Origin of the sequence: Pseudarthrobacter sp. Y6 (assembly GCF_050156205.1) — a bacterium.
GTDB lineage: Bacteria > Actinomycetota > Actinomycetes > Actinomycetales > Micrococcaceae > Arthrobacter.
Genome location: NZ_CP189574.1, coordinates 1,511,849 through 1,537,758 on the forward strand (window position 1 = coordinate 1,511,849; position 25,910 = coordinate 1,537,758).

Genomic DNA, 25,910 nt, shown 5'->3' on the forward strand with positions numbered 1-25,910 from the left:
GATCGGTGTACGGCTGATCCTCATGATAGGACGACATTGGCCCCCGCCCTGAACCGCTAGAATTCAAGGAAAACAAGGAGATTCAACGTCGTGCGGGTATAAGGTACGTTCCGCTTCAACGTCTGATTCCGGACAGGCAAAGGAGACGGCATGCCCCTGAGGCGTCTGATTCAGGTCATCACCGGTGCCGTCGCTGCGGCGCTGGTTATCTCGGGGTGCTCCGCTTCGGGGGGAGCGCCTCCGGTGGTGGTCGGTGAGACGAACCGCGGCGGCAGTGCCACCGTGGCCGAGGTGAATGCCTTTACGTCCTTCAACCCGTTCAGTGCCGATGGAAACACGGACATCAACACCAAGATCGGCCACATCACCCATTCGGGGTTCTACTACGTGGATGACACCGAAAAGGTGGTGCGGAATGAGAAGTTCGGCCGCTACGAGAAGATCTCCGACAGGCCGTTGAAGGTGAAGTACACCGTCAATGAGGGTGTGAAATGGTCCGACGGCGACGCCATCGACGCAGGCGACCTCCTCCTGTCGTGGGCGGCCGGCTCGGGCTACTTCGACGACGCTGACCCCCAGGCGGGGACCGGCACTACGTACTTTTCGGCTGCAGCTGACAAGACAGGCCTGGCGGCCACCGCACTCCCGGAGATCGGCGGTGACGGGCGTTCCATCACCCTGGAATACGCCGAGCCGTACGCGGATTGGGAAGTGGCGTTCGACGTCGGTCTCCCCGCCCATGTTGTAGCCGCCAAGAGTGGCCTGAACGACGAAGCCGACCTCATAGACCTGATCAAGGGCTCGCCCCGGGGAGACACCAAAGAGCCTGCAATCAATTCCCCGCTCAAGCGGGTCAGCAATTTTTGGAACTCGGGCTTCGACACGAAAACACTCCCTGACGACCCTGCCATGTACCTCTCCAGCGGCCCCTACATCGTCAGGGACATCGTTCCGGACGCCTCGGTACGGCTGGTCCGGAACAAGGACTATGTTTGGGGACCGGAGCCCTATCTGGATGACATCACCGGAAAGTTCACAGGTGCCGCCTCTACCGCCATCGCCGCGCTCAGGAGCGGCCAGGCGGACATCATCGCCCCACAACCCTCTGCCGGTACCGAAAGCCTCTTTGACGGCCTGACGGCCCAGGGCAATACTGTCCAGCGCTACAGCCAGTCCGGTTACGACCACCTCGATCTCAAGTTTTCCGGCACGTTTGCCACCAAGGACGTCCGCGAGGCATTCCTGAAGACGGTCCCGAGGCAGGAGATCGTGGATGATGTCGTGGGCGGATTCGTCGCCAACGCGAAACCCCTGGATTCGAACGTTTTCCTGCCCAGTCACCCTACGTACGCGGACACTGTGAAAAACAACGGTTCCTCGGAATATTCGGACGTCGACATCCAAGGGGCGAAGGCGCAGTTGCGCGGTGCCACTCCGGCCGTCCGGATTCTGTACAACAAGGACAACCCCAACCGCGTGCGGGCCTTTTCCCTGATCCGTGACTCGGCCCGCCTGGCCGGATTCACCGTTGAAGACGCAGGCCTCGGCAACTCGGATTGGGCAAAGGCGCTCGGAAGCGGAAGCTATGACGCCGCCATCCTCGGCTGGATCGGTCCCGGAGTCGGCGTCAGCCGTGTCCCGCAGATCTTCAAGACCGGTGGCGGCAGCAACTTCAATGGGTTTTCCGACGGCGACGCCGACAAAGCGATGGAACAACTCGCAACCACCACGGACCTTGCAAAGCAGGACGAGTTGATGGCCGCTGTCGACAAGCGCGTGTGGGAGAGCGCCTCCGGCTTGCCGCTCTACCAGACCACCGGAACTGTCGCTTTCAGCAGCCGCGTGACGGGAATCAGGCCCAGTTCCGGACCTTTGGGCGTCTGGTGGAACGTGTGGGAGTGGCGCCTGAAATAGGCTCCCCTGAGGGCCTGCCCCGGCCGTGGGAGCACGCCCCGGTCCTCGATTCGCCGCATGTCCTACCAGCGAGTAGCATGTGATTTGCGTAACTTCCAGGTACCGGCTAGTTATTGGCGATTAACTGGTTACGGTTTGGCAACGGAGTACCAGTATTTGGACTTTGTGCGGTTAGGCTACTCGTATATGTAGGCCACGTCACAGTATGAACCTGAGAGGTGCCTACCGGGGAGCAAAAGATTTCCCCTGAATATCTCCCACAACTCATAGGAGGCGGAATGCGTTTCACGCGCACTTCCAAAGCACTCGGCATAATGGCGATCGCCGCCCTTGCCCTGACCGGGTGCGGCGCTGGCGGCGGAAGCAATGACGGTGCCAGCCAGGCTGCCGGCGACCCCAACAAGGTCATCACCGCGTACAACGGCGAACCCCAGAACCCCTTGATGCCGGCGAACACCAACGAAACAAGTGGTGGGCACGTTGTCGAGTTGCTGTTCGAAGGTCTTCGCAGTTATGACGCCGACGGCAAGCCCGTCAACGCCGTTGCTGAGTCCATTGACTCACCGGACGCCCAGAACTGGACCATCAAGGTCAAGCAGGGCCAAAAGTTCACGAACGGGGAAGCGATCACCGCCAAGACGTTCGTTGATACCTGGAACTTCGCAGCGAACTCCAAGAACCTGCAAAACAACGGGTTTTTCTTCGAATCCATTGCCGGCTACGAAGATGTTTCCGCAGTAACCACTGAAAAGTCCGCGGACGGCAAGACCACCACCACCCCGGCTCCAAAGGCCGAGACCATGTCCGGCCTGACGGCCACCGACGATTCAACCCTCACCGTCAAACTGGCCCAGCCTGAAGCTGACTGGTCGTTGCGACTTGGCTACTCGGCCTTCTACCCGCTGCCCTCCGCTGCGCTGAAAGACCCGAAGACCTACGGCGAAAACCCGGTCGGCAACGGTCCGTATAAGTTCGAAAAGACCGGCTCCTGGATCCATGATCAGTCCATTTCGCTGGTAAAGAACCCTGACTACAGCGGCCCCCGCGCAGCCAAGAACGGTGGCGTGACCTTTAAGATCTACACCGATCCAAGCCCCGCTTATACCGACTTGCAGGCTGACAATCTGGACATCACCGACGTACTGCCTTCCAACGCCACCAAGACCTACGTCACAGACTTCCCGGACCGCAACGCCACCAAAGCCGTTGCGTCAAACGCCACGCTGGACATCCCGGACTACAACCCGAACTTCCAGGGTGAAGCGGGAAAGCTGCGCCGCCAGGCTCTGTCCTACGCCATCAACCGTGAGGAAATCACCAAGGTGGTCTTCAACGGAACCAAAATGCCGGCCAAGGCCTTCGCGCCCCCGGTCATCGCCGGTTTCAAAGACAACCTCAAGGGTAGCGAGGTGCTGAAGTTCGACGCCGCCAAGGCCAAGGACCTCTGGGCCCAGGCCGAGAAGATCAAGCCGTATGACGGTTCCAAGCCGCTCCAGATTGCCTCCAACACCGACGGAGGACACAAAGAGTGGATTGACGCCGTCGCCAACGGTTTCAAGAACAACCTCGGCATCCAGGCTGAAATTCAGCCCTTTGCCAAGTTCGCTGAAGTGCTCAACCTGCGCAAGTCCCAGTCTCTGCCGGGCCTGACCCGCTCCGGATGGCAGGGCGACTACCCGTCGCTCTACAACTTCCTCGGACCGGTGTGGGCAACGGGCGCCTCCTCCAACTACGAGAAGTACTCGAACCCTGAGTTCGACAAACTGCTCAAGGAGGGCCTCGCTGCCAAGACCACCGACGAGGCTAACGCCAAGTTCAACCAGGCGCAGGAGGTCCTCTTCCAGGACCTTCCCGGACTGCCGCTCTGGGATTATACGAGGCCGATTGTGTGGAGCAGCCACGTTGTAAAGGCCGAGACCGGCTGGAATGGCGGAATTCTCTACTACGACATCACGGCCAAGTAGTCTCCAGGATCTAACTTGCCGCCAGGCGTATGGGGGTCCGGTCAAAATCCGGGCCCCCATTCTCCTGCACGGCAGGAAGGCAAAAATGAAACTCAGCACTTCCCTCCCGGAAGGCCGGTGATCCTGTGGTCCGCTATATTCTTCGCCGGCTTCTCCAGGTCATCCCCGTCTTCGTTGGCACCACCCTCCTGGTCTACTACATGGTGTTCGCCCTTCCTGGCGACCCAGTCGCCGCACTCTTCGGCGACCGCCAGCCACCGCAGGCTGTCATTGACACGCTGCGCAGCCAGTACCACCTGGATGAACCGTTCTGGGTGCAGTACGGCATTTTCCTCAAGAACCTCTTCACGTTTAACCTGGGCAACGACTTCACGGGTCAACCGATTGCGGCCACCTTGGCCCGGGTTTTTCCGGTGACTGCAATGCTCGCCGTTGAAGCGATCATTATCCAGGCCGTCTTCGGGGTGGTTTTCGGTGTTTTCGCCGGACTCCGTCGCGGTGGTTGGTTCGACTCCACGGTTCTGGTAGCCTCCCTGGTTGTCATCGCGGTCCCCACCTTCGTTCTCGGCTTCGTCTTCCAGCTGATCTTCGGAGTCAAGCTCGGATGGGCGAAACCGACCGTAGGTGCCAGCGCGGACTGGGGCAACCTGCTGCTGCCCGCAGTGGTACTAGGCCTTGTGTCGTTTGCCTACGTGCTGCGACTTACTCGTGCGTCGGTCAGCGAGAGCATGAACGCGGACTACGTACGGACCGCCACGGCCAAGGGCCTATCGCGTTCCCGCGTAGTGGTGGCTCACATCCTGCGCAACTCGCTGATCCCCGTGGTGACCTACTTGGGGGCGAACCTTGGCGGCCTTATGGGCGGCGCCATTGTCACCGAAGGCATCTTCAATGTTCCAGGGGTAGGAAACAAGCTCTACCAGGCCGTCTTGCGGACTGAGGGTCCCACCATCGTTTCCATCGTCAGCGTGCTGGTGCTGGTTTTTGTGGTGGCTAACCTGCTCGTTGATCTTCTATATGCCTGGCTCGACCCGAGGATTCGTTATGACCAGTAAGAACAGCCATTTTGTGGCACCCATGGAAGAAACCCCGCTGCTTGCCACGGATGCCCTGAAAACTGACGAGGCGCCGTTAAGCCTGTGGGCCGATGCCTGGCGGAAGCTTCGCCGTCGTCCGTTGTTCATCATTTCCGCACTGCTGATCCTGGCACTGACGGTCATCGCACTCTTCCCGGGCCTCCTCTCCACTGTGGCGCCTAACGACGGCTGCGAACTCGGCAACTCGGAAGGCGGTCCCGCGGCGGGGCATCCGTTCGGTTTCACGTTCCAGGGCTGCGACATTTACTCGCGGGTTGTCCACGGGACCCAGGCCTCACTCTCAGTCGGCGTCCTCTCCGTGATTTGCGTCCTGATTGTCGGTGTGACGTTTGGGGCACTCGCCGGCTTCTACGGCGGTTGGCTCGACACGGTGCTGGCCCGCCTCGGTGACATCTTCTTTGCATTGCCCCTGATCCTTGGGGCGCTGGTCATCACCCAGTTGCCGGTATTCCGCGCGAACAAGAGCGTCTGGACCGTGGTGATGGTCATTGCGCTGCTCTCCTGGCCGCAGATGGCGCGCATTACCCGCGGCGCGGTAGTCGAGGTCCGCAATGCGGACTTTGTCACCTCTGCCCGCGCGTTGGGGGTCTCAAAGTTCGGTACTTTGGTCCGGCACGTCCTGCCGAACGCGCTGGCCCCGGTCATCGTGCTCGCCACGCTGGAACTCGGCGTGTTCATTGTGGCTGAGGCTACCCTGTCATTCCTGGGGATCGGACTGCCGGAAGGTGTTATGTCGTGGGGGCACGACATCGCCGCAGCGCAGTCCTCAATTCGGACCAAGCCGGAAATCATGCTGTATCCGGCGGCGGCCCTGTCCATCACCGTCCTTAGTTTCATCATGCTTGGCGATGCCGTGCGTGATGCCCTAGACCCGAAGAGCCGGCAGCGATGAGAGATAATAAGTTGACAAGTCCTGACGTTCACGTCGCCGAGGCCGGATCTTCAGGAACCACCCCCCTGCTCGAAATCCGCGAACTCGCCATCACCTTCAAAACCGGCAGCGGCGATGTCCAGGCAGTCCGCAACGCGCACCTGACCATCATGCCGGGTGAAACCGTAGCCATTGTGGGGGAGTCGGGTTCTGGAAAGTCCACCACGGCACTTGCAGCAATCGGACTCCTGCCCACGAACGGCAGGGTGTCCGGCGGGCAGATTCTGCTGGACGGCGAGGACATCTCGCACGCCAGTGAAAAGCGGATGATTGAGCTGCGCGGCAACACGATTGGCATGGTTCCGCAGGACCCGATGTCCAACCTGAACCCTGTCTGGAAGATCGGATACCAGGTCAAGGAGACGCTCCGGGCAAATGGGCGTCCCAGCGGTCCGAATGATGTTGCCAAGGTTCTGGCCGAGGCTGGTCTGCCGGATGCCCACCGGCGCGCCAACCAGTACCCCCACGAGTTTTCCGGCGGCATGCGGCAGCGCGCGCTGATTGCCATCGGCCTGTCTTGCCAGCCGAGGCTGCTGATCGCTGACGAGCCGACGTCGGCGCTGGACGTGACCGTCCAGCGGCAGATCCTGGACCACCTTGAGACCATGACCAAGGGGCTGGGTACGTCCGTCCTGCTCATTACCCATGATTTGGGACTCGCAGCCGAGCGGGCGGACAAAGTAGTCGTCATGTACCGGGGCAACGTTGTGGAGGCGGGTCCGTCGCTGGAACTTCTCCGGAATCCGCAGCACCCGTACACTCAGCGGCTGGTTGCTTCGGCACCGTCCCTTGCATCACGGCGGATCCAGGTTGCCAAGGAACTCGGCGTGGAAACGGATGAGCTGCTCGCCCCGAGTGAGGCGGCAGTTCAACCGGCCCCAGCCGATGAGGAATTCCTGCAGGTCCAGGACCTCACCAAGGTCTACAAGCTGCGCTCGGGGATCATCAAGGCCACGGACTTCACTGCCGTTGATAACGTGTCCTTCAGCGTCAAACGCGGAACCACCACTGCGATTGTGGGGGAGTCCGGCTCGGGCAAATCCACCGTGGCAAAGATGGTCCTGCAGCTCGAAAAGCCCACTGAGGGCAAGATCCTGTTCGACGGCGTCGACACTTCCGCGCTGAAACCGGCGGAACTCTTCAAATTCCGTCGCCGCGTGCAGCCCATCTTCCAGGATCCTTACGGCTCGCTGGACCCGATGTACAACATCTTCCGTACCATTGAGGAGCCGTTGCGCGTCCACAAGATCGGTGACAAAGCCAGCCGGGAGAAGAAGGTCCGCGAGTTGCTTGACCAGGTGGCGCTGCCGCAGTCCAGCATGCAGCGGTACCCGAACGAGCTGTCCGGCGGCCAGCGCCAGCGTGTCGCCATCGCGCGTGCGCTGGCTCTGGACCCCGAGGTGATCATCTGCGACGAAGCCGTGTCCGCGCTGGACGTGCTGGTGCAGGCACAGGTGCTTAACCTGCTCGCGGACCTGCAGGCCAATCTCGGTCTGACCTACCTGTTCATTACTCACGACCTCGCGGTGGTCCGGCAGATTGCCGACCACGTGTGCGTGATGGAAAAGGGAAAGCTGGTGGAGACTGGGTCCACGGACGATGTCTTCGAGTCCCCTCAGCAGGAATACACCAAGGCGCTGCTCAACGCCATTCCCGGTGCGAAGCTCATGCTTCCACCCGAAGTGGCCTGATCCGGCCGCGGTATCCCGCGTTAAGGATGGAGCCGGTGCCCTTCAGGTCACCGGCTCCGTCGCCTTTAAGGGCCGGTTCAGTCCGCTAGGAGTCTGTTCAGCCCGCCGGGGTGGCTGCGGGGGTTGCCGCCGGGACTGTGCCGTCCAGAGGTGGGCCTTCGAGCCCCAACTGCCGAAGCCTGGATTCAAGCAGCCCGCCCAGTGACCTGCGGCCTGCCGCATCCATGTGGACGGCATCTGCCAGGTTCTTCGCGAGGTTGTATTTCGACAGCCAGTCGCCCACGCCCACAAAAGGTATGCCGTGCCGGGCCGCTACGGTACCCAGCAGCGCGTCCACCTGCGTCCTGCGCCCGCCGCCGTAGTTGGCGCCGCGGGCCAGCGTGCCGATCACGGCCATCCTGGCGCCTGGATAGCGGTCCCGGAGTGCGCCGATCAGACGGTCGGCGTTGGCCACGATCTGGGCATCGGTAGCACCGCGCGCGGCGTCGTTGCCACCGCCCTGGATGACGATCAGCGCGGGCGTCCCGTACGGCAGCTTCCAGTCACCGCGCTGCAGGGCGTCGATGTAGTTGCCCGTCTTGCCGTTAGACGCCACGAATCCCGTTCCACCGAGCCCGCAGAAGTGGACCTTGTAGCCAATGGCTGCAAGGCCAAGACGAGGCCAGCCGTCATTTGGCTCGGATTGGGAATCGCCGATAAGGAGGGCCGTGTGGCGCATGTCCGGCACCACCACCTCGTCACGCCCGCTGGCCGGGTTGCGGTACACAGAACCGGCAGGCAGGCTGATCGGATACCCGCCGCGGGCCTGGTAAGCGCCGGCCGCGGCCGCCTGTACCGGGGATGCCACGCCGGAATCCGGTGTGGCTGCTGGGGTCTGTCCGCAGCCGCTCAGGAGCGCGGCTACCGCGATTCCATGTGCGAAAAAGCGGGTCAGAGCCGAGGCTTTTCGCATCAGGGGTTCTCCGGGCTTGCTGTGGTTATCACAGCAATGATGGGGCATCAAGTCACAAAAATCCAGTGAGCTTGGTCACTCTTTGGGCCGTTGCGGGCCGAAATTACCCACCGGCCGGACTGGGCTGGTTCGAGATTTTTAGGCCAACAATAGGCACAGCGTTTAGAATGAGGGAAGGAGCCCTGTGTTATTGGGCTAATCCGTCGTGCGTTCCGGTTGGAAATGTCGCGATACAACAGCTGACTTCACCACTGAATCGAGCAATCACGCATGTCTGAAACCACCACCAACACCGCGGTAGCCACTGCATCGCGCAGTGACCTCCGCAACGTCGCGATCGTGGCCCACGTTGACCACGGCAAGACCACTCTGGTCGACGCCATGCTCAAGCAGACCAACTCCTTTGCCGAACACAACCACCTCGAAGACCGCGTCATGGACTCCGGTGACCTGGAGCGCGAAAAGGGCATCACCATCCTGGCCAAGAACACCACAGTGGCCTACAACGGACCGTCCTCCAACGGTGAAACCATCACCATCAACGTCATCGACACCCCAGGCCACGCCGACTTCGGCGGCGAAGTAGAGCGCGGCCTGTCCATGGTGGACGGCGTTGTACTCCTCGTTGACGCTTCCGAGGGCCCGCTGCCCCAGACCCGCTTCGTGCTGCGCAAGGCCCTGGCCGCGCACCTGCCGGTTATCCTCCTCGTCAACAAGACGGACCGCCCCGACGCCCGCATCGAGGAAGTTGTCCACGAGTCGATGGACCTCCTCCTGGGCCTCGCCTCGGACCTCGCCGATGAAGTTCCGGACCTGGACCTGGACAAGATCCTTGAAGTTCCGGTCGTCTACGCAGCAGCGAAGGTAGGCCGCGCCTCCCTGGACCAGCCCGCCGACGGATCTGCTCCGGACAACGAGGACCTTGAGCCGCTGTTCAAGACCATCATCGAGCACATCCCGGCTCCGACGTACAACCCGAACGGCGTGCTCCAGGCACACGTGACCAACCTGGACGCCTCCCCGTTCCTGGGCCGTCTTGCCCTGCTGCGCATCTACAACGGCACCCTGCGTAAGGGCCAGACCGTTGCATGGGCCCGCGCCAACGGAGAGCTCAAGAACGTCAAGATCACCGAACTGCTGGCCACCAAGGCACTGGACCGCGTTCCGACCGAGTCTGCAGGTCCGGGCGAAATCGTCGCCGTCGCCGGCATCGAGGAAATCACCATTGGTGAGACCCTGACCGATGTCGACAACCCGCAGCCGCTGCCGCTGATCACCGTGGACGATCCCGCGATCTCCATGACCATCGGTATCAACACCTCGCCGCTGGCCGGCCGGGTCAAGGGCGCCAAGGTCACGGCCCGCCAGGTTAAGGACCGCCTGGACAAGGAACTGATCGGTAACGTCTCCATCAAGGTTCTCCCCACCGAGCGTCCCGACGCCTGGGAAGTCCAGGGCCGTGGCGAGCTCGCGCTGGCCATCCTGGTCGAGCAGATGCGCCGTGAAGGCTTCGAACTGACAGTCGGCAAGCCGCAGGTTGTCACCCGGACCGTCGACGGCAAGATCCACGAGCCGATGGAACATATGACCATCGACGTGCCGGAAGAGTACCTCGGCGCCGTCACCCAGCTGATGGCCGCCCGGAAGGGCCGCATGACCAACATGGCCAACCACGGCACCGGCTGGTGCCGCATGGAGTTCATCGTTCCGGCCCGTGGCCTGATCGGGTTCCGCACCAAGTTCCTCACGGACACCCGCGGCGCCGGCATCGCAGCCTCCATCTCCGAGGGCTACGAGCCCTGGGCCGGCCCGATCGAGTACCGCACCAATGGTTCGATGGTGGCCGACCGCGCCGGAGTTGTGACGCCGTTCGCCATGATCAACCTGCAGGAACGTGGCTCCTTCTTCGTTCGCCCCACCTCCGAGGTTTACGAAGGCCAGATCGTCGGCGAGAACTCCCGCGCCGACGACATGGACGTCAACATCACCAAGGAAAAGAAGCTCACCAACATGCGTGCCGCTTCCTCGGACACTTTCGAGAACCTGACGCCGCCGCGCGACCTCACCCTCGAAGAGTCCCTCGAATTTGCCCGCGAAGACGAGTGCGTCGAGGTCACCCCGGAGTCCATCCGCATCCGGAAGCTCATCCTGGACGTCAACCAGCGTGCCAAGTCCACCCGGGCACGCGCCAAGGCCTAACCCAGTTTTTGTCCAGATAAACGCACTTTAGGGCGGTTTTGCCCGCGATATCTGGACAAAAACTCCATGAAGCTGCCGGTACGGCAGGCGGGAATCCCGCCGTCGTACCGGCAGCTTCTTTGTACGGGCAGTTTCTTTTGCGTCAGGAAAAGGTCAGTCGCGGATGCGGGCGGGGCGCCGCTCGGGCGCCGGCGGGACTTCCTTGGCAGCCACCACCAGGTCCAAGGGGATGACGACGTCGGCCTTCCGCGTGCGGACTGTGCAGCCGCCGTCGTCAGTGGCCACCAGATGCCCCAGGGCGTCGGTCAGGCCGCCCTCGATCCGGTATCGGACTACCACCCGTGTTCCGGGCGGGGCGGTGGCCAGAAATTCTCGGGGCGTAGGCTCGGCGGGACTCACCAGTTCATACTAAGGCTGCCCGCTAGGTTCGCGTGGACGAACTGGGAGATAATAGGCTCAGAAGTCAACAGTCCGGCCGGTGCCGGATTCAAGTGCCGGCCACCGCCGGGAAATATCGTGGAGAGGCAAGGGACGTGACGTACGTAATCGCGCAGCCGTGTGTAGATGTCAAGGACAAGGCATGTATTGAGGAATGCCCCGTTGACTGCATCTATGAGGGTGAACGTTCGTTGTACATCCACCCCGATGAGTGTGTCGACTGTGGTGCCTGCGAGCCGGTATGCCCGGTGGAGGCCATCTACTACGAGGATGACACTCCCGAGGAATGGGCTGATTACTACAAGGCCAACGTCGAATTCTTCGATGACCTGGGCTCGCCCGGCGGCGCCGCCAAGGTGGGCAACACGGGCAAGGACCACCCGATGATCGCCGCCCTGCCGCTGCAGAACCAAGACCACTGAACCGGGCATCGCGTTGACCGCAGCCGTGAACAGCTTTGGCCTCAGCCTGCCCGACTACCCGTGGGAGGCAATGACGCCGTACCTGGCCAAAGCCTCCGAGCACCCTGGCGGGGCCGTAAACCTGTCGATCGGCACGCCCGTCGACCCCACTCCTTCCTTGATCCAGGATGCCCTCAGGGCCGCCGCGGATGCCCCCGGGTACCCGACTGTCCACGGTACCGTTCCGTTGCGGGAAGCCATTGCGGCGTGGTTTGAGCGCCGCCGCGGCGTCCACGGCCTGGACCCTAAGAACATCATGCCTACGGTGGGCTCCAAGGAACTGGTGGCGTGGCTGCCGCTCCTGCTCGGGCTGAAGACGGGCGACGTCGTCGTCCGTCCCAAGGTTGCCTACCCCACCTATGACATCGGCGCTACGTTCGCCGGCGTCACCTCTGTCGCTACCGACCACCTCGACGAGCTGGACGATGCCACCCGCTCACGCGTGCGGCTGATCTGGGTGAACTCCCCGGGCAACCCCACCGGAAGCGTCAGGGACGTTGAGTCCCTCAAGACCATTGTGGCGCAGGCCCGCGAAATGGGCGCCGTGGTGGCGTCGGACGAGTGCTACGCCGAACTCGGGTGGGGCGCCTGGGACGCACAGCACGGCGGGGAGCCCGTGCCCAGCATCCTGGATCCGCGCGTTTCCGGCGGGTCCCACGAGGGCCTCCTGGCCGTGTACTCGCTGAGCAAGCAGTCCAACGTCGCAGGTTACCGTGCAGCGTTTGTGGCCGGCGACCCTGCGATTATGGCCAACCTCGTCAACAGCCGCAAGCATGCAGGCATGATCGTCCCCTACCCGGTGCAGGAAGCAATGCGGGTTGCGCTGGGCGACGACACCCATGTCCAGGCCCAGAAGGACCTGTACCGCGGACGCCGGGACCGCCTGGTGCCGGCACTGCAGGGCTTTGGGCTGGAGATCAAGGATTCCGACGCCGGATTGTACCTTTGGTCCACCGCCGGCGAGAGCACCTGGGACACCGTGGCGCGGCTGGCTGAGCGGGGCATCGTGGTGGGGCCGGGCGTCTTTTACGGCGAAGCCGGCAACGGGTTTGTGCGTGTTGCATTGACGGGCACGGACGAACGGATCGATGCCGCAGTGGCCAGACTGGGCACGACGCCGTAACAATCATGTGACTCGCACCACAAAGCCGTCATTTTATGGGGGTTTCCAGCGCCACCGATTAGTGACACCCGCGATCGGGCGGGTACTTTTTAAGTGACTATCAATGGTGGCTTTCTACAAGAAGGCAGCCCGGGTGTTGGATTCCTGGATGAACAGGGACAGTGCCACGGCTCACCTGATGTTGGATCAAGCTTTCGACAGAGGCCCAAGGCGCCTCATGAAGGGGACTCCATGACTGAGACCAACAGCGCAACCCTGCACCATGCAGGAGGCGAGCTCAAGCTCCCGCGCATCCAGGTTGTTGAAGGAAACGAAGGCTACGACGTTTCCAAGCTGCTCAAGCAGACGGGCGCAGTCACCTTTGACCCCGGCTTCATGAACACCGCAGCAACCGCCTCCGCTATCACCTATATCGACGGCGATGCGGGCATCCTGCGTTACCGCGGGTACCCCATCGAGCAGCTGGCGCAGCACTCCAGCTTCCTCGAGGTTTCGTACCTGCTGATCTACGGCAACCTGCCCAGCCCCACCGAGCTGGAAGCCTTCGACCAGCGCATCCGTCACCACACCCTGCTGCACGAGGAGCTCAAGGGCTTCTTCAGCGGCTTCCCGCGTGACGCCCACCCGATGCCCGTGCTGTCCTCGGCCGTGTCGGCGCTGTCCACGTTCTACCAGGACTCGCTGGACCCGTTCAACGCCGAGCAGGTCGAGGTGTCCACGTACCGGCTGCTGGCCAAGATGCCGGTCATCGCCGCCTACGCCCTGAAGAAGAGCATCGGCCAGCCCATGCTGTACCCGGACAACTCCCACAACCTTGTGGAGAACTTCCTGCGCCTGAGCTTCGGCCTTCCCGCCGAGCAGTACGAAGTGGACCCGGTTATCGCCAAGGCGCTGGATCTCCTCCTGATCCTGCACGCCGACCACGAGCAGAACTGTTCCACCTCTACCGTGCGCCTGGTGGGCTCCTCCAACGCCAACCTCTTTGCCTCGGTGTCAGCCGGCATCAACGCTCTCTTCGGCCCTGCCCACGGCGGCGCCAACGAGGCGGTGCTGAAGATGCTCCGCCAGATCCAGGCCGACGGCACCAAGCCCGAGGACTACATGGAGAAGGTCAAGAACAAGGAAGACGGCGTCCGCCTCATGGGCTTCGGACACCGCGTCTACAAGAACTACGATCCGCGCGCCAAGATCGTCAAGGCCACGGCCCACGAGATCCTCAGCAAGCTCGGCGGCAACGACGAATTGCTCGAGATCGCCATGCGCCTGGAAGAGAAGGCGCTGAACGATGACTACTTCATCCAGCGCAAGCTCTACCCGAACGTGGACTTCTACACCGGCCTGATCTACAAGGCCATGGGCTTCCCGGAGAAGATGTTCACCGTGCTGTTCGCCATCGGCCGCCTGCCGGGCTGGATCGCCCAGTGGCGTGAAATGATCAGCGACCCGAACACCAAGATCGGCCGCCCGCGCCAGCTATACATCGGCGAGCCGGAGCGCGATTACCCGGTCCGCTAAGAACTCCGCTACAGAACAACGCGGGGTCACTTACGGCCCATCCCGAGCTTCGGGACGGGCCGTAAGTGACCCCGCGTTGCTGTTTAAGCGGTGTAGCCGAGGGGGTTGTTCTTCTGCCAGCGCCAGTGGTCCTCGCACATCTGGTCCACGGTCTTGGTGGTGGACCAGCTCAGGTCGGCCAGGGCGGAGGTGGCGTCGGCCCAGAATGCCGGGAGGTCGCCCGCGCGGCGTCCGGTGACCTCGTAGGGGATGGGCTGCCCCACGGCCTTCTCGAAGGACCGCAGGACCTCCAGGACCGAGGACCCCTTCCCGGAGCCAAGGTTCCAGCGGTAGACGCCTGAGCGGTCCGCGACGTGGTTCAGGGCTGCGACGTGGCCTTCGGCGAGGTCCACCACGTGGATGTAGTCCCGTAGGCAGGTGCCGTCAGGGGTGTCGTAGTCGCCGCCGAACACCATGAGCTTGTCGCGGCGTCCCACGGCCACCTGGGCGATGAAGGGCACCAGATTGTTGGGGATGCCCTGGGGGTCCTCGCCAATGCGGCCTGACGGGTGTGCGCCCACCGGGTTGAAGTAGCGCAGCAGTGCAATGTGCCAACGGCTGTCAGCGGCGCCCAGATCGGCGAGGATGTCCTCGATCTGTTCCTTGGTGCGGCCGTACGGGTTGTTGGCGCCGATCTCCATCTTTTCCACGTAAGGGATGGGATTGTGCTCGCCGTACACGGTGGCGGACGAGCTGAAGACGATGGAGCGGACGTCGTGGCGGTCCATAACGCGGATCAGGTTCAGCGTGCCCACGAGGTTGTTGTAGTAGTACTTGAGCGGTTCGCGGACCGACTCACCCACGGCCTTGAGCCCGGCAAAGTGGATCACGGCGTCGATCGTGTGGGCGGCAAAGACACCTTCCACGGCGGCTTCGTCCACCAGGTCCACGTTGTGGAATTCCGCGGTCTTGCCGGTGAGTTCGGCTACCCGGCGCAGTGACTCCTCGCTGGAGTTCACCAAGTTATCGATCACCACCACGTCGTGGCCGGCTTCCTGCAGGGACAAGACTGTGTGCGAACCGATGTACCCGGTGCCACCTGTGACCAGAATTTTCATGCCCCCACGCTATCCCATTTCCGTGGATGCGTGGATTTCAGCACAGGTGTGCTAAATAATAAGGGTGCCCAAAATTGTTGATGCCGAAGCCCGGCGCGCAGAGATCGTCGAAGCGGTCTTCAGGATCATCGCCGTCGACGGCCTCGAGCGGGCGTCACTGCGGGAGGTGGCCGATGAAGCAGGCCTCGCCGTGGGCTCCGTTCGGCACTACTTTGCCGGCAGTGAAGAACTGCTCAGCCATTCCTTTGCCGCCGTTGTGGACCGGATCACGGGCCGGCTCACCGCGGCATTGCCGGCGATGGCCGCCGGCGAACCCGGGACCAGCCCGCATCGTGAGGCGGTTTTAACCCTGTTGAGTGAATTTCTGCCGCTCGACGAGGAACGAGCCGTGGACGTCTGTGTGTGGATGGCCTTTAAGAACGCGGCCAGGATCCGTCCCTTCCTCGTAGCTGAGGCCGATCGGAGCCACCGGGAGGTGGCCGCCGTCGTCGGGCAGGTAATCACGGCCCTGGTAACGGACGACGGCGACGGGCAGCAGTCGCTGGCGGTCGAGGCCGAGAGGCTGCTGGCTACGCTGGACGGGCTGTGCATGCACGCCCTGCTACAGCCCGCCTGGATGACGGCGCAGATGTGCCATGACGTCCTGGACCGGCACCTGAGGAGCCTGGCCGCCTGACACTACCGTCTTGTGGCATCGGGAATAGACTGGGAGCCGGGGGAGCGGAACCGGCTGGTCAGGCCGGTACAGGCACGCCACAGGAGGAGTAGGGATGCATCACACAGGTGGTTCCGGCTGGCAGATCACCACGGATACGTCCGGGCCTCTGATGATCGCGCTCTTTGTCCGTGATGCGGCAGGACTCGACGGCGCCGGCCACCCTGCGTTGTCGCATGCTGCGCCGAAGATCCACCATGCCGACCACTCGCACCTCACCGCCGACGTCGGCGGGCAGAGCGCGCTCAAGACCGAATGGGAAGCCTGGTGGGAGCAGCTGCTGAAGGCGCACCCCCAGACATCACCGGAGCTGTCCCCTCCGGATTTTGGGGAATTCGGAAACTCCCCTGCCCTCCAGCGTGTCCTGCAGGCGCATTTCGGGTCAGCCCTGACCTGGGCACGGGAGCGCCGCAGTGAGTACGTCAGGCTGGAAGCCGAACGGGTGGCCAGCGGCTCGGACCAGCTATTGGGCGACTTGGTGGATGACCGCCTGCTGGAGGTGGGCCGGGGGTCACGGGACTTCACCCTCACCATCATCGAACTGCCGCTGAACGAACAGCGGGCGTGGTACCTGGAACCGGACAAGATCATCATGAGCCATAACCTCATGTCCGCGCCGGAGCTCTTCCGCAGCTACGTCCAGCCGGTAGTGGACATCCTGGTCTGAGGTTGCGCGGTCAGCTGCCGGTGCCGGCCGGTGCCAGTGTAATGCGGACCTGGCCGGCTGGCGCGTCGGATTCCTGCCAGCCGCCCTGATCCTCACGGTCCCAGCTCCGGCCGGCAACATCCACGCGTGTCACCGCCAGGCCTTTGGCGTTGGCAACTGCCCACTGCGCCACTGACCACGCCTTAGTGCCGTCAGCTTCCACCACGAGGGATTCATTCTCCGTGGTGATTGCGAGCGGCCCGTACGCCTGGGCGAGCTCGGACTCGACGGCGGCGGGGACGCCCGGCTCCTGCGGGGCGCGCAAAGTGCACAGAACAGAGGCGGGCGTCTGGCCGGTCAGGCCGGACGCGAAGGAGCGGCCCATATCTTCGTGTTGTGCGTAGGCGAGGGGGTAGGCCGAGCCCTGGACACGCTGGGCGGCGTCGGTGATCTCCAAGGACTCATAGCCGGGAATCTTGACCAGGGCATCGTAGAAAGCATTGGCAGCGTAGTACGGGTCCATGACCTGGGCCTCGGTTCCCCACCCCTGCGAGGGACGTTGCTGGAACAGTCCGCGGGAGTCAGGGCCGGCCTGGTCGCCATGGGCGATGTTGCGCAACTTGGATTCCTGCATGGCGGTGGCGAGGGCGATGCTGGCTGCCCGGGGAGGCAGCCCACGCTGCACCGCCACGGCTGTAATCAGTGAGGCATTAACCGCCTGGTCCGTTGCAAGCTCCACGCTCTGGGTCCCCGCGTCGGCCGTGCAGCGCTCCGAGACCAGGGTTTCGGAGCGCTGCAGGAAGGAGACCACTGTGTAGATGCCGGCGCCCGCCAGCGCCAGGGTAAGCAGCAGCACGGTGGGGCGAACGAAACTGCGTCCACGGGCCACGGACGGGTTAGTTGGCGTGGAGGGCGTCGTTGAGTTCCACAGTCTGGCCCTTGCGCGGCAACGCCTCTACGGCGCCGGTGGTGGAGTTACGCCGGAACAGGAGGTTGGAGACACCGGACAGCTCGGCTGCCTTTACGATTTTTGCGGTGTCCTCGCCATTCTCGTCCTTGGGCCCGGGAACGAGCACGCGGGTTCCAGCGGTGACGTAGAGGCCTGCCTCCACCACGGAGTCATCGCCGACGCTGATGCCGACGCCGGAGTTGGCCCCCAGCAGGACGCGCTCACCGATGACGATCTTTTCCTTGCCGCCTCCGGAGAGGGTGCCCATGATCGACGCGCCGCCTCCCACGTCGCTGCCGTCGCCGGCGACGACGCCGGCCGAGATACGGCCTTCCACCATGGAAGCGCCCAGGGTGCCGGCGTTGAAGTTCACAAAGCCTTCGTGCATCACGGTGGTGCCTTCGGCGAGGTGGGCGCCGAGACGGACGCGGTCGGCGTCGGCGATCCGGACACCGGAGGGCACCACGTAGTCCACCATGCGGGGGAACTTGTCGACCCCGTAGACGGTGACGGCGCCACGGCGGCGAAGCTTGGCGCGGGTCAGCTCGAAGCCTTCCACGGCGGCGGGGCCGAAGTTGGTCCACACCACGTTGGGGAGCTTGCCAAAGATGCCATCCAGGTTGATGGTGTTGGGCCGGACCAGCCGGTGGGAGAGCAGGTGCAGCCGGAGGTAAGCGTCGGCGGTGTCGGCCGGAGCTTCATCAAGGTTGATCTGTACGAAGACCACCTTCTGCTCGGTCCCGCGGTCAGCGTCGGTGCCGCTTTCGGCGAGCTGGACCAAGGAATCGTCCGCATTTTCCACGGCGCGCAGGTTATCGGCCGCAACGCCCAGGGCGGGCGCAGGGAACCAGACGTCAAGGACTGTGGCTTCGGCATTTTCCTCGCCGTTTTCCTTGCCGCTGGCAGTGGCGATGGTTGCCAAGCCGAAGCCGTAGGCGGAGCGGGCTTCGGAATTTACGTTCTGGTTCTCGGGCGCGGCGGAGGTAGCGGTCTCAGTCATGGCCTCAGTCTAGCGAGAGGCGGGCATCGCGTTCGAACTAGACTGGCAACGTGACTGCCGAAACCGCCCCTGAATCGATCACCGTGCCTTTGGACCTCCGTCAGGACGTCTCCGTGCTGACCGCCGCCCTGATGGACATCAACAGTGTGTCCGGAAACGAGACTGAGCTCGCTGACGCCGTCGAGGCCGCGCTGCGGGCCATCCCCGAGCTCCAGGTGGTCCGCGATGGTGATTCCATCATCGCCCGCACGGAACTGGGCAGGGCGGAACGAGTCATCCTCGCCGGACACCTGGACACGGTGCCGTTGCCGGTCACCGAGGGAGCACGCGGAACCGTCCCGGCCACCTGGGAATCAGGTGTCCCGGGGGAAGGCGTGCTTTACGGGCGCGGAGCCACTGACATGAAAGGCGGCGTCGCCGTGCAGCTCGCGCTGGCGGCCACAATGTTCGACGGCGGCGCGGCGCCCGAGCGGGACGTCACCTTCGTGTTCTACGACCACGAGGAAGTGGAAGCGGTCAAGAGTGGTCTGGGCCGTCTGGTCCGGAACCACGGCAGCCTCCTGGGCGGCGATTTTGCCATCCTCCTGGAGCCGACACATGGCACCGTCGAGGGCGGCTGCAACGGCACCAGCCGTTTTGAGGCCACCACGGTGGGCGAGGCAGCGCACTCCGCCCGTGCATGGATGGGCAGCAACGCCATCCACGCGGCGGCACCCATCCTGGCCCGGCTTGCGGACTACGAGCCGCGGACCATCAACGTGGATGGCCTGGACTACCGCGAGAGCCTGAATGCGGTGAAGATCCACGGCGGCACAGCCGGCAACGTCATCCCGGACCGCTGCGTCGTGGAAATCAACTACCGCTTCGCCCCGGACAAGACGCCGGACCAGGCGGAGGCGCATGTGCGCGAACTTTTGGCGGGCTTCGCTGTGGTCCGTACCGACGCTGCCGCTGGTGCGCGCCCGGGACTGAATCACCCTGCCGCCGCGTCCTTCGTGGCCGCCGTCGGAGCGGAGCCGAAACCGAAATACGGCTGGACCGACGTCGCACGCTTTAGTGAGCTGGGGATCCCTGCGGTGAACTTCGGCCCCGGGGACCCGCTGCTGGCGCACAAGGACGAAGAACACGTGGACGCGGCCGCCATCCGCGAATGCCTGCGGGTCCTGCGGAGCTGGCTCGCCGCCTGAACGCCGGAAACCGAAAAGGTCCGCAACGCGTTGCGGACCTTTTCGTTTGGCGGTGGTGTGGGGCTACTTGGCTCCGGGCAGCGTATCTTTGGCAACGGGATCGTTGCCGGCCCCCATTGCGAGTCCCGTTTGCAGTGCGGGCGGAGCAACTCCGCCCGCGGCCTTCTTGGAACCGCGGCGCTCGATCCAGATTGCGATGCGGGAGACGCAGATGTTGATCGCAATGTAGATGGCGGCGGCGACAAAGAAGATGGGGAACAGGAACGCGTTACCCAGGAAGTCCGCCATGACCTGCACTGCCCGCAGGAGCTCGCCGTAGGCCACGATGTAGCCCAGGGAGGTGTCCTTCAGGAGCACCACCAGTTGGGCAACCAGCGATGGCATCATGCGGCGGACTGCCTGCGGCAGTTCGATGAGCATCCGGGACTGGAAGCTGGTCAGGCCGATGGTCAGGCCCGCCTCCCGCTGGCCCTTAGGCAGTGATTGGATGCCGGCACGGATGATCTCCGCGAAGATCGCAAGGTTGTACAGGACAAGCCCCGTCACCACCGCGACGAAGGAACTCGTCCCGAATACCAGCAGGACGAAGAGCATCATCAGGACAACCGGCATGCCGCGCAGGAATTCCAGGACCACGCGGATGGGAATCCGGATCCAGGCGACCAGCGAGATGCGTAGCAGGCAGAACATCAGGCCGAGGGGGAACGCGATGACTGCGGCGAGGGCGGCGGCGCTGAGCGTGGCGCCGATGCCGTTGCCGAGCAGCATCCAGACGTCGCCTCGGGTGAAGATAGCCCAGCGGCGACCTTCAAAAATGCCCTGCTGGGCGAGAGTCATGACGATCCATGCCAGGAGGCCCAGGATCAGCACGGTTCCAACCACGGAACCGATCAGCGAGACCCGGCGCGCTTTGGGGCCGGGAACGTCGTAGAGGACCGAAGTCATCGGGCAATCGCCACCTTTCGTTCCACCGTGCTGGCAAGGACGCCCAGCGGAATGGTGAGGAGCAGATAGAAGAACGCTACGCCCAGCAGAACTGCCATGACCTGGTCACCGTTGGCGTTGGCCATTTGGCGGCCGTAGCCGAACAGTTCCAGGACAAAGAACGCGCCGGCGACGGAGGAGTTTTTGACGAGGGCGATCAGGATGTTGATCAGCGGCGGGATCACCGTCCGAAGCGCCTGCGGCAGGATGATGAGGGAAAGCACCTGGCCGAAATTCATGCCGATACTGCGGGCGGCCTCGGCTTGGCCGAGCGGGACACTGTTAACGCCTGAGCGGACAGCTTCAGCGATGAAGGCCGCTGTGTAGGCGCTGAGGGCGATGATCGCAGCGACCTCGAACTGCTGGAAGGTCACGCCGAGGCGGGGCAGGACGATCGCCGCGAAAAAGAAGGCAATGGTCAGTGGAGTGTTCCGGAGAATTTCCACGTAGACGGTGCTGAATCCCCGGAGGGCCGCAACGGGGGAAACGCGGGCTGCTGCCAGGAGTGTTCCGAGGATAAGGGCGATGATCCCGGAGACGACGGATAGGAAAAGGGTGCGGAGAAGGCCTTCCCAATAAAGGGGGAGGTTTTCAATGATGACTTCCATAGGATCCTTCGGCTCTGGCGTGGGGGGTCAAAAAGCAGGCTGGCGGCTTCCGGGGAACACGTTTCAACGATTTCCCCGGAAGCCGCCGTTGCTACCTAGTAGCGGTTGATGGCAGGAACTTCAGGGGCGGTCTTGATGACCGAACCTGCAGTTGCTTCCCAGGCCTTCTTGTAGGACCCGTCCTTGCCGAACGACTCGAGCTGGTCGTTGATCCAGTTACGGAACTCGGTGTCGTCCTTCTTCAGGCCAATGCCGTAGGGCTCTTTGGTGAAGGTTTTATCCGAGGCCAGCTTGAAGGCGTCCGGTTCCTTGTCCACAAAGCCGGCCAGGATCACGTTGTCGGTGGTGATCGCTTCGACCTGCTTGTTGCGCAGCGGCTCAAGGCAAGCGGAGTAAGTGGCTGCCGGAACGAGCACGGCCTTGTACTTGTCCACGATCGTCGCGGCAGGCGTTGAACCAGTGACGGAGCAGACCTTCTTGCCTGCGACGTCTTCAGGCTTGGTGATGGACGTGTTGTCCTTGTTCACCATCAGCGCCTGGCCAGCCTCGTAGTACGGGCCCGCGAAGCTGACAACCTGCTTGCGCTTGTCATTGATGGTGTAGGTGGCAATGACAAGGTCCACCTTGCCCTGCTCAATGAAGGGTTCGCGGTTGGCTGAGACAGTTTCGGACCATTCGATCTTGTCCGCAGCGATGCCCAGCTTGGCTGCGATCAGCTTGCCCATCTCGACGTCGAAGCCCACCGGCTTGCCGTCCAGGCCCACCTGGCCGAAGAGCGGCTGATCGTATTTGGTGCCGATCTTGATGGTTCCGGCAGTGGCCAGCTTCTCCATGGTGGTGCCGGCGGCAAACGTCGGCTTGGCGGCAACAGTGGGATCGCCGGTGGTGCCGGGAGTGGTGCCGCCACACGCGCTCAGGGACAACGCCAGGGCAGCAGTAGCCGCCACGAAGAACGACTTCCGGCGGGTCATAAATGCCTTCATGACATTCCTTTCATTGGTCGGCCGTGGGTCACGGCCTAGGTGCGAACTGGAGTGTGTGCTCGTGATGGAAAATCAGTGGGTGAGCAGCTTGGACAGGAAGTCCTTCGCACGGTCACTCTTCGGATTGGTGAAGAATTCTTCCGGCTTGGCATCCTCCACGATCTGGCCATCAGCCATGAACACCACGCGGTCGGCGGCCTTCCGGGCGAAGCCCATTTCGTGCGTGACCACAACCATGGTCATGCCTTCCTTGGCCAGTTGGATCATGACGTCGAGGACCTCGTTGATCATCTCGGGGTCCAGCGCAGAGGTGGGCTCATCAAAGAGCATGACCTTTGGCTTCATGGCCAGGGCGCGGGCGATGGCCACGCGCTGCTGCTGGCCGCCGGAGAGCTGCGCCGGGAGTTTGGGGGCCTGGTGACCCACACCCACGCGCTCAAGCAATGCCATGGCTTCCTTGTCGGCCTGGGCCTTGGCAACGCCTTTGACTTTGATGGGACCAAGGCTCACGTTCTCAAGGATGGTCTTGTGAGCGAAGAGGTTGAACGACTGAAAGACCATGCCGACGTCGGCGCGGAGCTTAGCCAGCTCCTTCCCCTCCTCCGGCAACACCTTTCCATCAATGCTGATGGTGCCGCCTTCGATGGTTTCCAGACGGTTGATGGCACGGCACAACGTGGACTTCCCTGAGCCTGACGGGCCAATGACCACCACCACTTCGCCCTTACGGACGTGGAGATTGATGTCCTTCAAAACGTGCAACTGACCGTAATGCTTATTCACACCATTCAGGGAGACGAGCGCATCGCCGGGCACAGGAGTAGTCATAAGAAGAATCTAGCGAACATTGGCTGGTTATGAGGCGAATCATGCCAAGTTCCCGCGGATCGTGATTCAAGAGATACCTGCGGCGGGCACGCTGGACTTGGCATTAGCCTTGGGGGATGAGCATCAACGCAGATCCGGCCAAAACCTCCCAGCCGCGCCGTAAGGGGCCCCTTGAACTCCGCCGCAAGCAGGCGGCTGTGGAAATGTCCGACCAGCATCTGCTCGATACCAAGGGCGCCGGACAGTTCGTCCATTCAGACCCTTGGCGTGTCCTCCGGATCCAGAGCGAGTTTGTCGAGGGGTTCGGCGCGCTTGCCGATCTGGGGCCTGCCGTCAGTGTTTTCGGCTCGGCGCGCACCAAGCCTGGGAGCCAGTACTACGAAATGGGCATGGAAGTAGGCCGGAAGCTGGCAGCCGCCGGTGTGGCCGTCATCACTGGCGGCGGTCCGGGTTCCATGGAGGCCGCCAACCGCGGCACCGTGGAAGGCAACGGCGTCTCCGTGGGCCTGGGGATTGAATTGCCCTTTGAACAGGGCCTGAACCAGTGGGTGGACCTCGGCATCAACTTCCGCTACTTCTTCGCGCGCAAGACCATGTTCGTCAAATATGCCCAGGGTTTCATCGTTCTTCCCGGCGGGCTGGGCACACTGGATGAACTTTTCGAAGCCATGGTCCTGGTCCAGACCCGGAAGGTGACCTCGTTCCCGATCGTGCTCCTCGGCGTCGACTTCTGGGGGCCGATGATCGAATGGATCAGGGGCACCCTCGTGGCCGAAGGAATGGTCTCCGAAAAGGACCTGGACCTCATCCAGGTGGTGGACGATCCCGCCGAAGCGGTGGACCTCGTGCTCCACGGGACAGCCCCGGTTCCCACCAACGGCGAGCAACGGCCCGAATAGCCCTCCGGCCCATATCTGGCACGATGGGTGCTGTGAGTTTTTTCCTGGTTTACCTCGCCATCGTGCTGATCGCCGCCACCCTGTGGGCGGGCGCCGGTGGCCGCCGCGGCATCCTGCGCAGCCTCCGTCGGGGCAGCGAACCTGCCGCCGGCGCCGAGGTCCCGGAGAATTCGATTCTCTACCCGGGGTTCGGGCAGCCGCCGGCAAACCTTCCGCCGGTGCTGTTGCCCGCGGACGCTGCACCGGCCGACGTCGACCGTGTTCGTTTTTCCCTCGGCCTGCGTGGGTATCGGATGGACCAGGTGGACCAGGTCCTCGACGAACTGCGGGACCAGATCGCCGCCAAAGACGAAGAAATGGGCAGACTCCGGGCACGGCTGCTGGAAGTTGAACGGGCGGCGCGCCCGGAGGCCGGCGTTTGAGCACTGACACGGGGGACCGGACGGGCCCGACGGCGTTGATCACCGCATTCGGCGCCCGCGCCGCGGGCGCGGTCCAACGCTGGCCATGGTGGCTGCAGGTTGCCGTCCTCTATGCCGCTGCCCGGCTGGTCAGCGCATGCATCTTCATGGCAGCCGCCCTGCACCAAGGGCCCAACCCATGGTTTCCGGCCGTCCCCGAGTACTGGAACTTCATCAATATCTGGGATGCGCGATGGTACGGCCGGATCATCACTGACGGCTATCCCGCATCTCTTCCAACGGACGCCGCCGGCAACGTGCAGGAAAATGCGTGGGCGTTCTACCCGCTCTTCCCGGCCCTGGGCCGTGCGCTCGCAGGCCTGACCGGAATCACCCCTGCCGCGGCGCTGACGGTTATCGCCATGCTTTCGGGGTTGGGGGCGGCGCTGGCTGTGTACGGCCTGTTCAGACACAAGGCTTCGCACGTTGCGGCGCTTTGGGGGGTCGCCTTCTTCGCGACCTTTCCGGTGTCCGCTATTCTCCAGGTCCCGTATGCGGAGCCCCTGACCATTTTCCTGCTGGCTGCCGCGCTGCTGCTCGTCATCAGGCGTCATTATGTCCGGGCCATGCCGGCGGTACTGCTGCTGTGCCTTTCCCGCCCCATGGGCGTTCCCTTTGCCGCCATGGTGGGACTTCTCTTTCTTTGGCGGCTCGTGGAACGGGGGCGCGAGGAGCGGCCGGGCACCCACAGCCTGGGGGAGCTGGCCTCCCTCGCGGGCCTTACGCTTGTGTGCGGCGCCTCGGCCCTGCTGTGGCCGGCAACGGCCTGGGCCGCCACCGGGGACATCGAGGCGTACACCAAAACCGAAACAGTGTGGCGCGGCCACGACCTGGTGCCCTTCAAACCCTGGTTCGACACCGGCGTCGACCTCTTTGGTCCCGTCCTGGGGATCGTGGCGCCTTTCGTCTTTGCAGGCCTTTTTGTGCTCCTGCTTTTCTCCCCGCCGGTGGTCCGGCTTGGTGTGGAAATGCGCCTGTGGTGCGCCTGCTATATGGGTTACCTCCTGCTGTTCCTCCACCCCCAGACCAGTACTTTCCGGATGCTGCTCCCGCTGTTTCCGTTGGCCCTGTCTGCCGCGCTGCTGTCCCGGTCCAAGGCCTACCGCGGCACAGTCCTGACCATGTTCGTCCTGCTCCAGATCGTGTGGATCGTCTGGCTGTGGGCATGGGCGCAGCTTCCGGGCGGCGGCGATTATCCGCCATGATCGCGGGCGGCGCCTGGCCAGCGGATTGGGGAATCCGACGCGGCCGTAAATGTCCATCGATTA

At 63.2% G+C, this 25,910-nt stretch carries 24 protein-coding genes; 15 read left to right on the top strand and 9 right to left on the bottom strand.

Features of this window, described 5'->3' with window-relative positions; genetic code table 11:
• The first annotated feature begins 150 nt into the window (after positions 1-150).
• From ACQCSW_RS07245 to ACQCSW_RS07265, 5 genes are all read left to right on the top strand, one after another.
• The gene (locus ACQCSW_RS07245) at positions 151-1,914 is read left to right on the top strand and encodes an ABC transporter family substrate-binding protein (RefSeq protein WP_426990139.1); all 1,764 of its coding nucleotides are present in this window, start codon (positions 151-153) and stop codon (positions 1,912-1,914) included.
• Between the two features lie 278 nt (positions 1,915-2,192).
• Positions 2,193-3,878, top strand: a complete 1,686-nt coding sequence (locus ACQCSW_RS07250; protein WP_426990140.1) for a peptide ABC transporter substrate-binding protein — start codon at positions 2,193-2,195, stop codon at positions 3,876-3,878.
• Between the two features lie 125 nt (positions 3,879-4,003).
• Positions 4,004-4,933 carry an ABC transporter permease gene (locus tag ACQCSW_RS07255; protein ID WP_426990141.1) on the top strand — a complete coding sequence of 310 codons (930 nt, stop codon included), beginning with the start codon at positions 4,004-4,006 and terminating at the stop codon, positions 4,931-4,933.
• Positions 4,923-5,867 carry an ABC transporter permease gene (locus ACQCSW_RS07260; RefSeq protein WP_426990142.1) on the top strand — a complete coding sequence of 315 codons (945 nt, stop codon included), beginning with the start codon at positions 4,923-4,925 and terminating at the stop codon, positions 5,865-5,867. The genes ACQCSW_RS07255 and ACQCSW_RS07260 overlap by 11 nt, the downstream gene beginning before the upstream one ends.
• Before the next feature lie 11 nt (positions 5,868-5,878).
• Positions 5,879-7,597, top strand: coding sequence for a dipeptide ABC transporter ATP-binding protein (locus ACQCSW_RS07265; protein ID WP_426990143.1), 1,719 nt, complete (start codon positions 5,879-5,881; stop codon positions 7,595-7,597).
• 97 nt (positions 7,598-7,694) lie between these two features.
• Here ACQCSW_RS07265 and ACQCSW_RS07270 read toward each other — a convergent pair whose 3' ends face one another.
• On the bottom strand, positions 7,695-8,549 hold the full coding sequence (locus ACQCSW_RS07270; RefSeq protein ID WP_426990144.1) for an SGNH/GDSL hydrolase family protein: 855 nt from the start codon (positions 8,547-8,549) through the stop codon (positions 7,695-7,697).
• A 270-nt stretch (positions 8,550-8,819) separates the two neighbouring features.
• Between ACQCSW_RS07270 and typA the strand changes: the two genes are divergently transcribed.
• Positions 8,820-10,748 carry a translational GTPase TypA gene (typA, locus tag ACQCSW_RS07275; RefSeq protein ID WP_058931842.1) on the top strand — a complete coding sequence of 643 codons (1,929 nt, stop codon included), beginning with the start codon at positions 8,820-8,822 and terminating at the stop codon, positions 10,746-10,748.
• A 153-nt stretch (positions 10,749-10,901) separates the two neighbouring features.
• On the opposite strand, the gene ACQCSW_RS07280 is transcribed toward typA, so the two are convergent.
• Entirely contained in the window at positions 10,902-11,147 is a 246-nt protein-coding gene (locus tag ACQCSW_RS07280; protein ID WP_426990145.1) for a hypothetical protein, read from the bottom strand.
• Between the two features lie 134 nt (positions 11,148-11,281).
• Here ACQCSW_RS07280 and fdxA point away from each other — a divergent pair, with 134 nt between their 5' ends.
• The 3 genes from fdxA (at position 11,282) to ACQCSW_RS07295 (ending at position 14,285) form a co-directional block, all read left to right on the top strand.
• Positions 11,282-11,608: a ferredoxin gene (gene fdxA / locus ACQCSW_RS07285; protein WP_056344030.1), complete on the top strand. Its 327-nt coding sequence runs from the start codon at positions 11,282-11,284 to the stop codon at positions 11,606-11,608.
• A gap of 13 nt (positions 11,609-11,621) precedes the next feature.
• The gene (dapC, locus tag ACQCSW_RS07290; protein WP_426990146.1) at positions 11,622-12,770 is read left to right on the top strand and encodes a succinyldiaminopimelate transaminase; all 1,149 of its coding nucleotides are present in this window, start codon (positions 11,622-11,624) and stop codon (positions 12,768-12,770) included.
• Positions 12,771-13,001: 231 nt separating this feature from the next.
• The gene (locus ACQCSW_RS07295; RefSeq protein WP_354252406.1) at positions 13,002-14,285 is read left to right on the top strand and encodes a citrate synthase; all 1,284 of its coding nucleotides are present in this window, start codon (positions 13,002-13,004) and stop codon (positions 14,283-14,285) included.
• 83 nt (positions 14,286-14,368) lie between these two features.
• Here the strand turns inward: ACQCSW_RS07295 and galE are convergent, their stop codons facing one another.
• Entirely contained in the window at positions 14,369-15,382 is a 1,014-nt protein-coding gene (galE, locus tag ACQCSW_RS07300) for a UDP-glucose 4-epimerase GalE (RefSeq protein ID WP_426990148.1), read from the bottom strand.
• A gap of 64 nt (positions 15,383-15,446) precedes the next feature.
• Here galE and ACQCSW_RS07305 point away from each other — a divergent pair, with 64 nt between their 5' ends.
• A complete protein-coding gene (locus ACQCSW_RS07305; protein WP_426990149.1) occupies positions 15,447-16,058 on the top strand; it encodes a TetR/AcrR family transcriptional regulator in 612 nt (203 codons plus the stop codon).
• A 94-nt stretch (positions 16,059-16,152) separates the two neighbouring features.
• On the top strand, positions 16,153-16,764 hold the full coding sequence (locus tag ACQCSW_RS07310; protein WP_426990150.1) for a hypothetical protein: 612 nt from the start codon (positions 16,153-16,155) through the stop codon (positions 16,762-16,764).
• 10 nt (positions 16,765-16,774) lie between these two features.
• On the opposite strand, the gene ACQCSW_RS07315 is transcribed toward ACQCSW_RS07310, so the two are convergent.
• Positions 16,775-17,632, bottom strand: a complete 858-nt coding sequence (locus ACQCSW_RS07315; RefSeq protein WP_426990151.1) for a hypothetical protein — start codon at positions 17,630-17,632, stop codon at positions 16,775-16,777.
• Positions 17,633-17,639: 7 nt separating this feature from the next.
• Positions 17,640-18,692, bottom strand: coding sequence for a 2,3,4,5-tetrahydropyridine-2,6-dicarboxylate N-succinyltransferase (dapD, locus tag ACQCSW_RS07320; protein ID WP_426990152.1), 1,053 nt, complete (start codon positions 18,690-18,692; stop codon positions 17,640-17,642).
• A gap of 50 nt (positions 18,693-18,742) precedes the next feature.
• Between dapD and dapE the strand changes: the two genes are divergently transcribed.
• The gene (gene dapE, locus ACQCSW_RS07325; protein ID WP_426990153.1) at positions 18,743-19,879 is read left to right on the top strand and encodes a succinyl-diaminopimelate desuccinylase; all 1,137 of its coding nucleotides are present in this window, start codon (positions 18,743-18,745) and stop codon (positions 19,877-19,879) included.
• A 63-nt stretch (positions 19,880-19,942) separates the two neighbouring features.
• Here the strand turns inward: dapE and ACQCSW_RS07330 are convergent, their stop codons facing one another.
• From ACQCSW_RS07330 to ACQCSW_RS07345, 4 genes are all read right to left on the bottom strand, one after another.
• A complete protein-coding gene (locus tag ACQCSW_RS07330; RefSeq protein ID WP_426990154.1) occupies positions 19,943-20,824 on the bottom strand; it encodes an amino acid ABC transporter permease in 882 nt (293 codons plus the stop codon).
• Positions 20,821-21,471: an amino acid ABC transporter permease gene (locus ACQCSW_RS07335; RefSeq protein ID WP_354252400.1), complete on the bottom strand. Its 651-nt coding sequence runs from the start codon at positions 21,469-21,471 to the stop codon at positions 20,821-20,823. The genes ACQCSW_RS07330 and ACQCSW_RS07335 overlap by 4 nt, the downstream gene beginning before the upstream one ends.
• A 95-nt stretch (positions 21,472-21,566) precedes the next feature.
• Positions 21,567-22,454: a glutamate ABC transporter substrate-binding protein gene (locus ACQCSW_RS07340; RefSeq protein ID WP_426990155.1), complete on the bottom strand. Its 888-nt coding sequence runs from the start codon at positions 22,452-22,454 to the stop codon at positions 21,567-21,569.
• Between the two features lie 72 nt (positions 22,455-22,526).
• Entirely contained in the window at positions 22,527-23,282 is a 756-nt protein-coding gene (locus ACQCSW_RS07345; RefSeq protein ID WP_426990156.1) for an amino acid ABC transporter ATP-binding protein, read from the bottom strand.
• 116 nt (positions 23,283-23,398) lie between these two features.
• On the opposite strand from ACQCSW_RS07345, the gene ACQCSW_RS07350 reads away from it, so the two are divergent.
• Genes ACQCSW_RS07350 through ACQCSW_RS07360 form a run of 3 tightly spaced genes read left to right on the top strand, consistent with a single transcriptional unit; the run spans position 23,399 to position 25,847 of the window.
• Positions 23,399-24,181: a TIGR00730 family Rossman fold protein gene (locus ACQCSW_RS07350; RefSeq protein ID WP_354252397.1), complete on the top strand. Its 783-nt coding sequence runs from the start codon at positions 23,399-23,401 to the stop codon at positions 24,179-24,181.
• A gap of 23 nt (positions 24,182-24,204) precedes the next feature.
• Positions 24,205-24,603, top strand: coding sequence for a DivIVA domain-containing protein (locus tag ACQCSW_RS07355; RefSeq protein WP_426990157.1), 399 nt, complete (start codon positions 24,205-24,207; stop codon positions 24,601-24,603).
• Entirely contained in the window at positions 24,600-25,847 is a 1,248-nt protein-coding gene (locus tag ACQCSW_RS07360) for a hypothetical protein (protein ID WP_426990158.1), read from the top strand. Before ACQCSW_RS07355 ends, ACQCSW_RS07360 begins: the two co-directional genes overlap by 4 nt.
• The last annotated feature ends 63 nt before the right edge of the window (positions 25,848-25,910 follow it).

Coding starts and splice junctions, on each gene's coding strand:
- ACQCSW_RS07245 (WP_426990139.1), top strand. CDS start 151: ATGCCCCTGAGGCGTCTGATTCAGGTCATCACCGGTGCCGTCGCTGCG.
- ACQCSW_RS07250 (WP_426990140.1), top strand. CDS start 2,193: ATGCGTTTCACGCGCACTTCCAAAGCACTCGGCATAATGGCGATCGCC.
- ACQCSW_RS07260 (WP_426990142.1), top strand. CDS start 4,923: ATGACCAGTAAGAACAGCCATTTTGTGGCACCCATGGAAGAAACCCCG.
- ACQCSW_RS07270 (WP_426990144.1), bottom strand. CDS start 8,549: ATGCGAAAAGCCTCGGCTCTGACCCGCTTTTTCGCACATGGAATCGCG.
- typA (WP_058931842.1), top strand. CDS start 8,820: ATGTCTGAAACCACCACCAACACCGCGGTAGCCACTGCATCGCGCAGT.
- ACQCSW_RS07295 (WP_354252406.1), top strand. CDS start 13,002: ATGACTGAGACCAACAGCGCAACCCTGCACCATGCAGGAGGCGAGCTC.
- galE (WP_426990148.1), bottom strand. CDS start 15,382: ATGAAAATTCTGGTCACAGGTGGCACCGGGTACATCGGTTCGCACACA.
- ACQCSW_RS07310 (WP_426990150.1), top strand. CDS start 16,153: ATGCATCACACAGGTGGTTCCGGCTGGCAGATCACCACGGATACGTCC.
- dapD (WP_426990152.1), bottom strand. CDS start 18,692: ATGACTGAGACCGCTACCTCCGCCGCGCCCGAGAACCAGAACGTAAAT.
- ACQCSW_RS07330 (WP_426990154.1), bottom strand. CDS start 20,824: ATGACTTCGGTCCTCTACGACGTTCCCGGCCCCAAAGCGCGCCGGGTC.
- ACQCSW_RS07335 (WP_354252400.1), bottom strand. CDS start 21,471: ATGGAAGTCATCATTGAAAACCTCCCCCTTTATTGGGAAGGCCTTCTC.
- ACQCSW_RS07340 (WP_426990155.1), bottom strand. CDS start 22,454: ATGAAGGCATTTATGACCCGCCGGAAGTCGTTCTTCGTGGCGGCTACT.
- ACQCSW_RS07345 (WP_426990156.1), bottom strand. CDS start 23,282: ATGACTACTCCTGTGCCCGGCGATGCGCTCGTCTCCCTGAATGGTGTG.
- ACQCSW_RS07350 (WP_354252397.1), top strand. CDS start 23,399: ATGAGCATCAACGCAGATCCGGCCAAAACCTCCCAGCCGCGCCGTAAG.
- ACQCSW_RS07355 (WP_426990157.1), top strand. CDS start 24,205: ATGGGTGCTGTGAGTTTTTTCCTGGTTTACCTCGCCATCGTGCTGATC.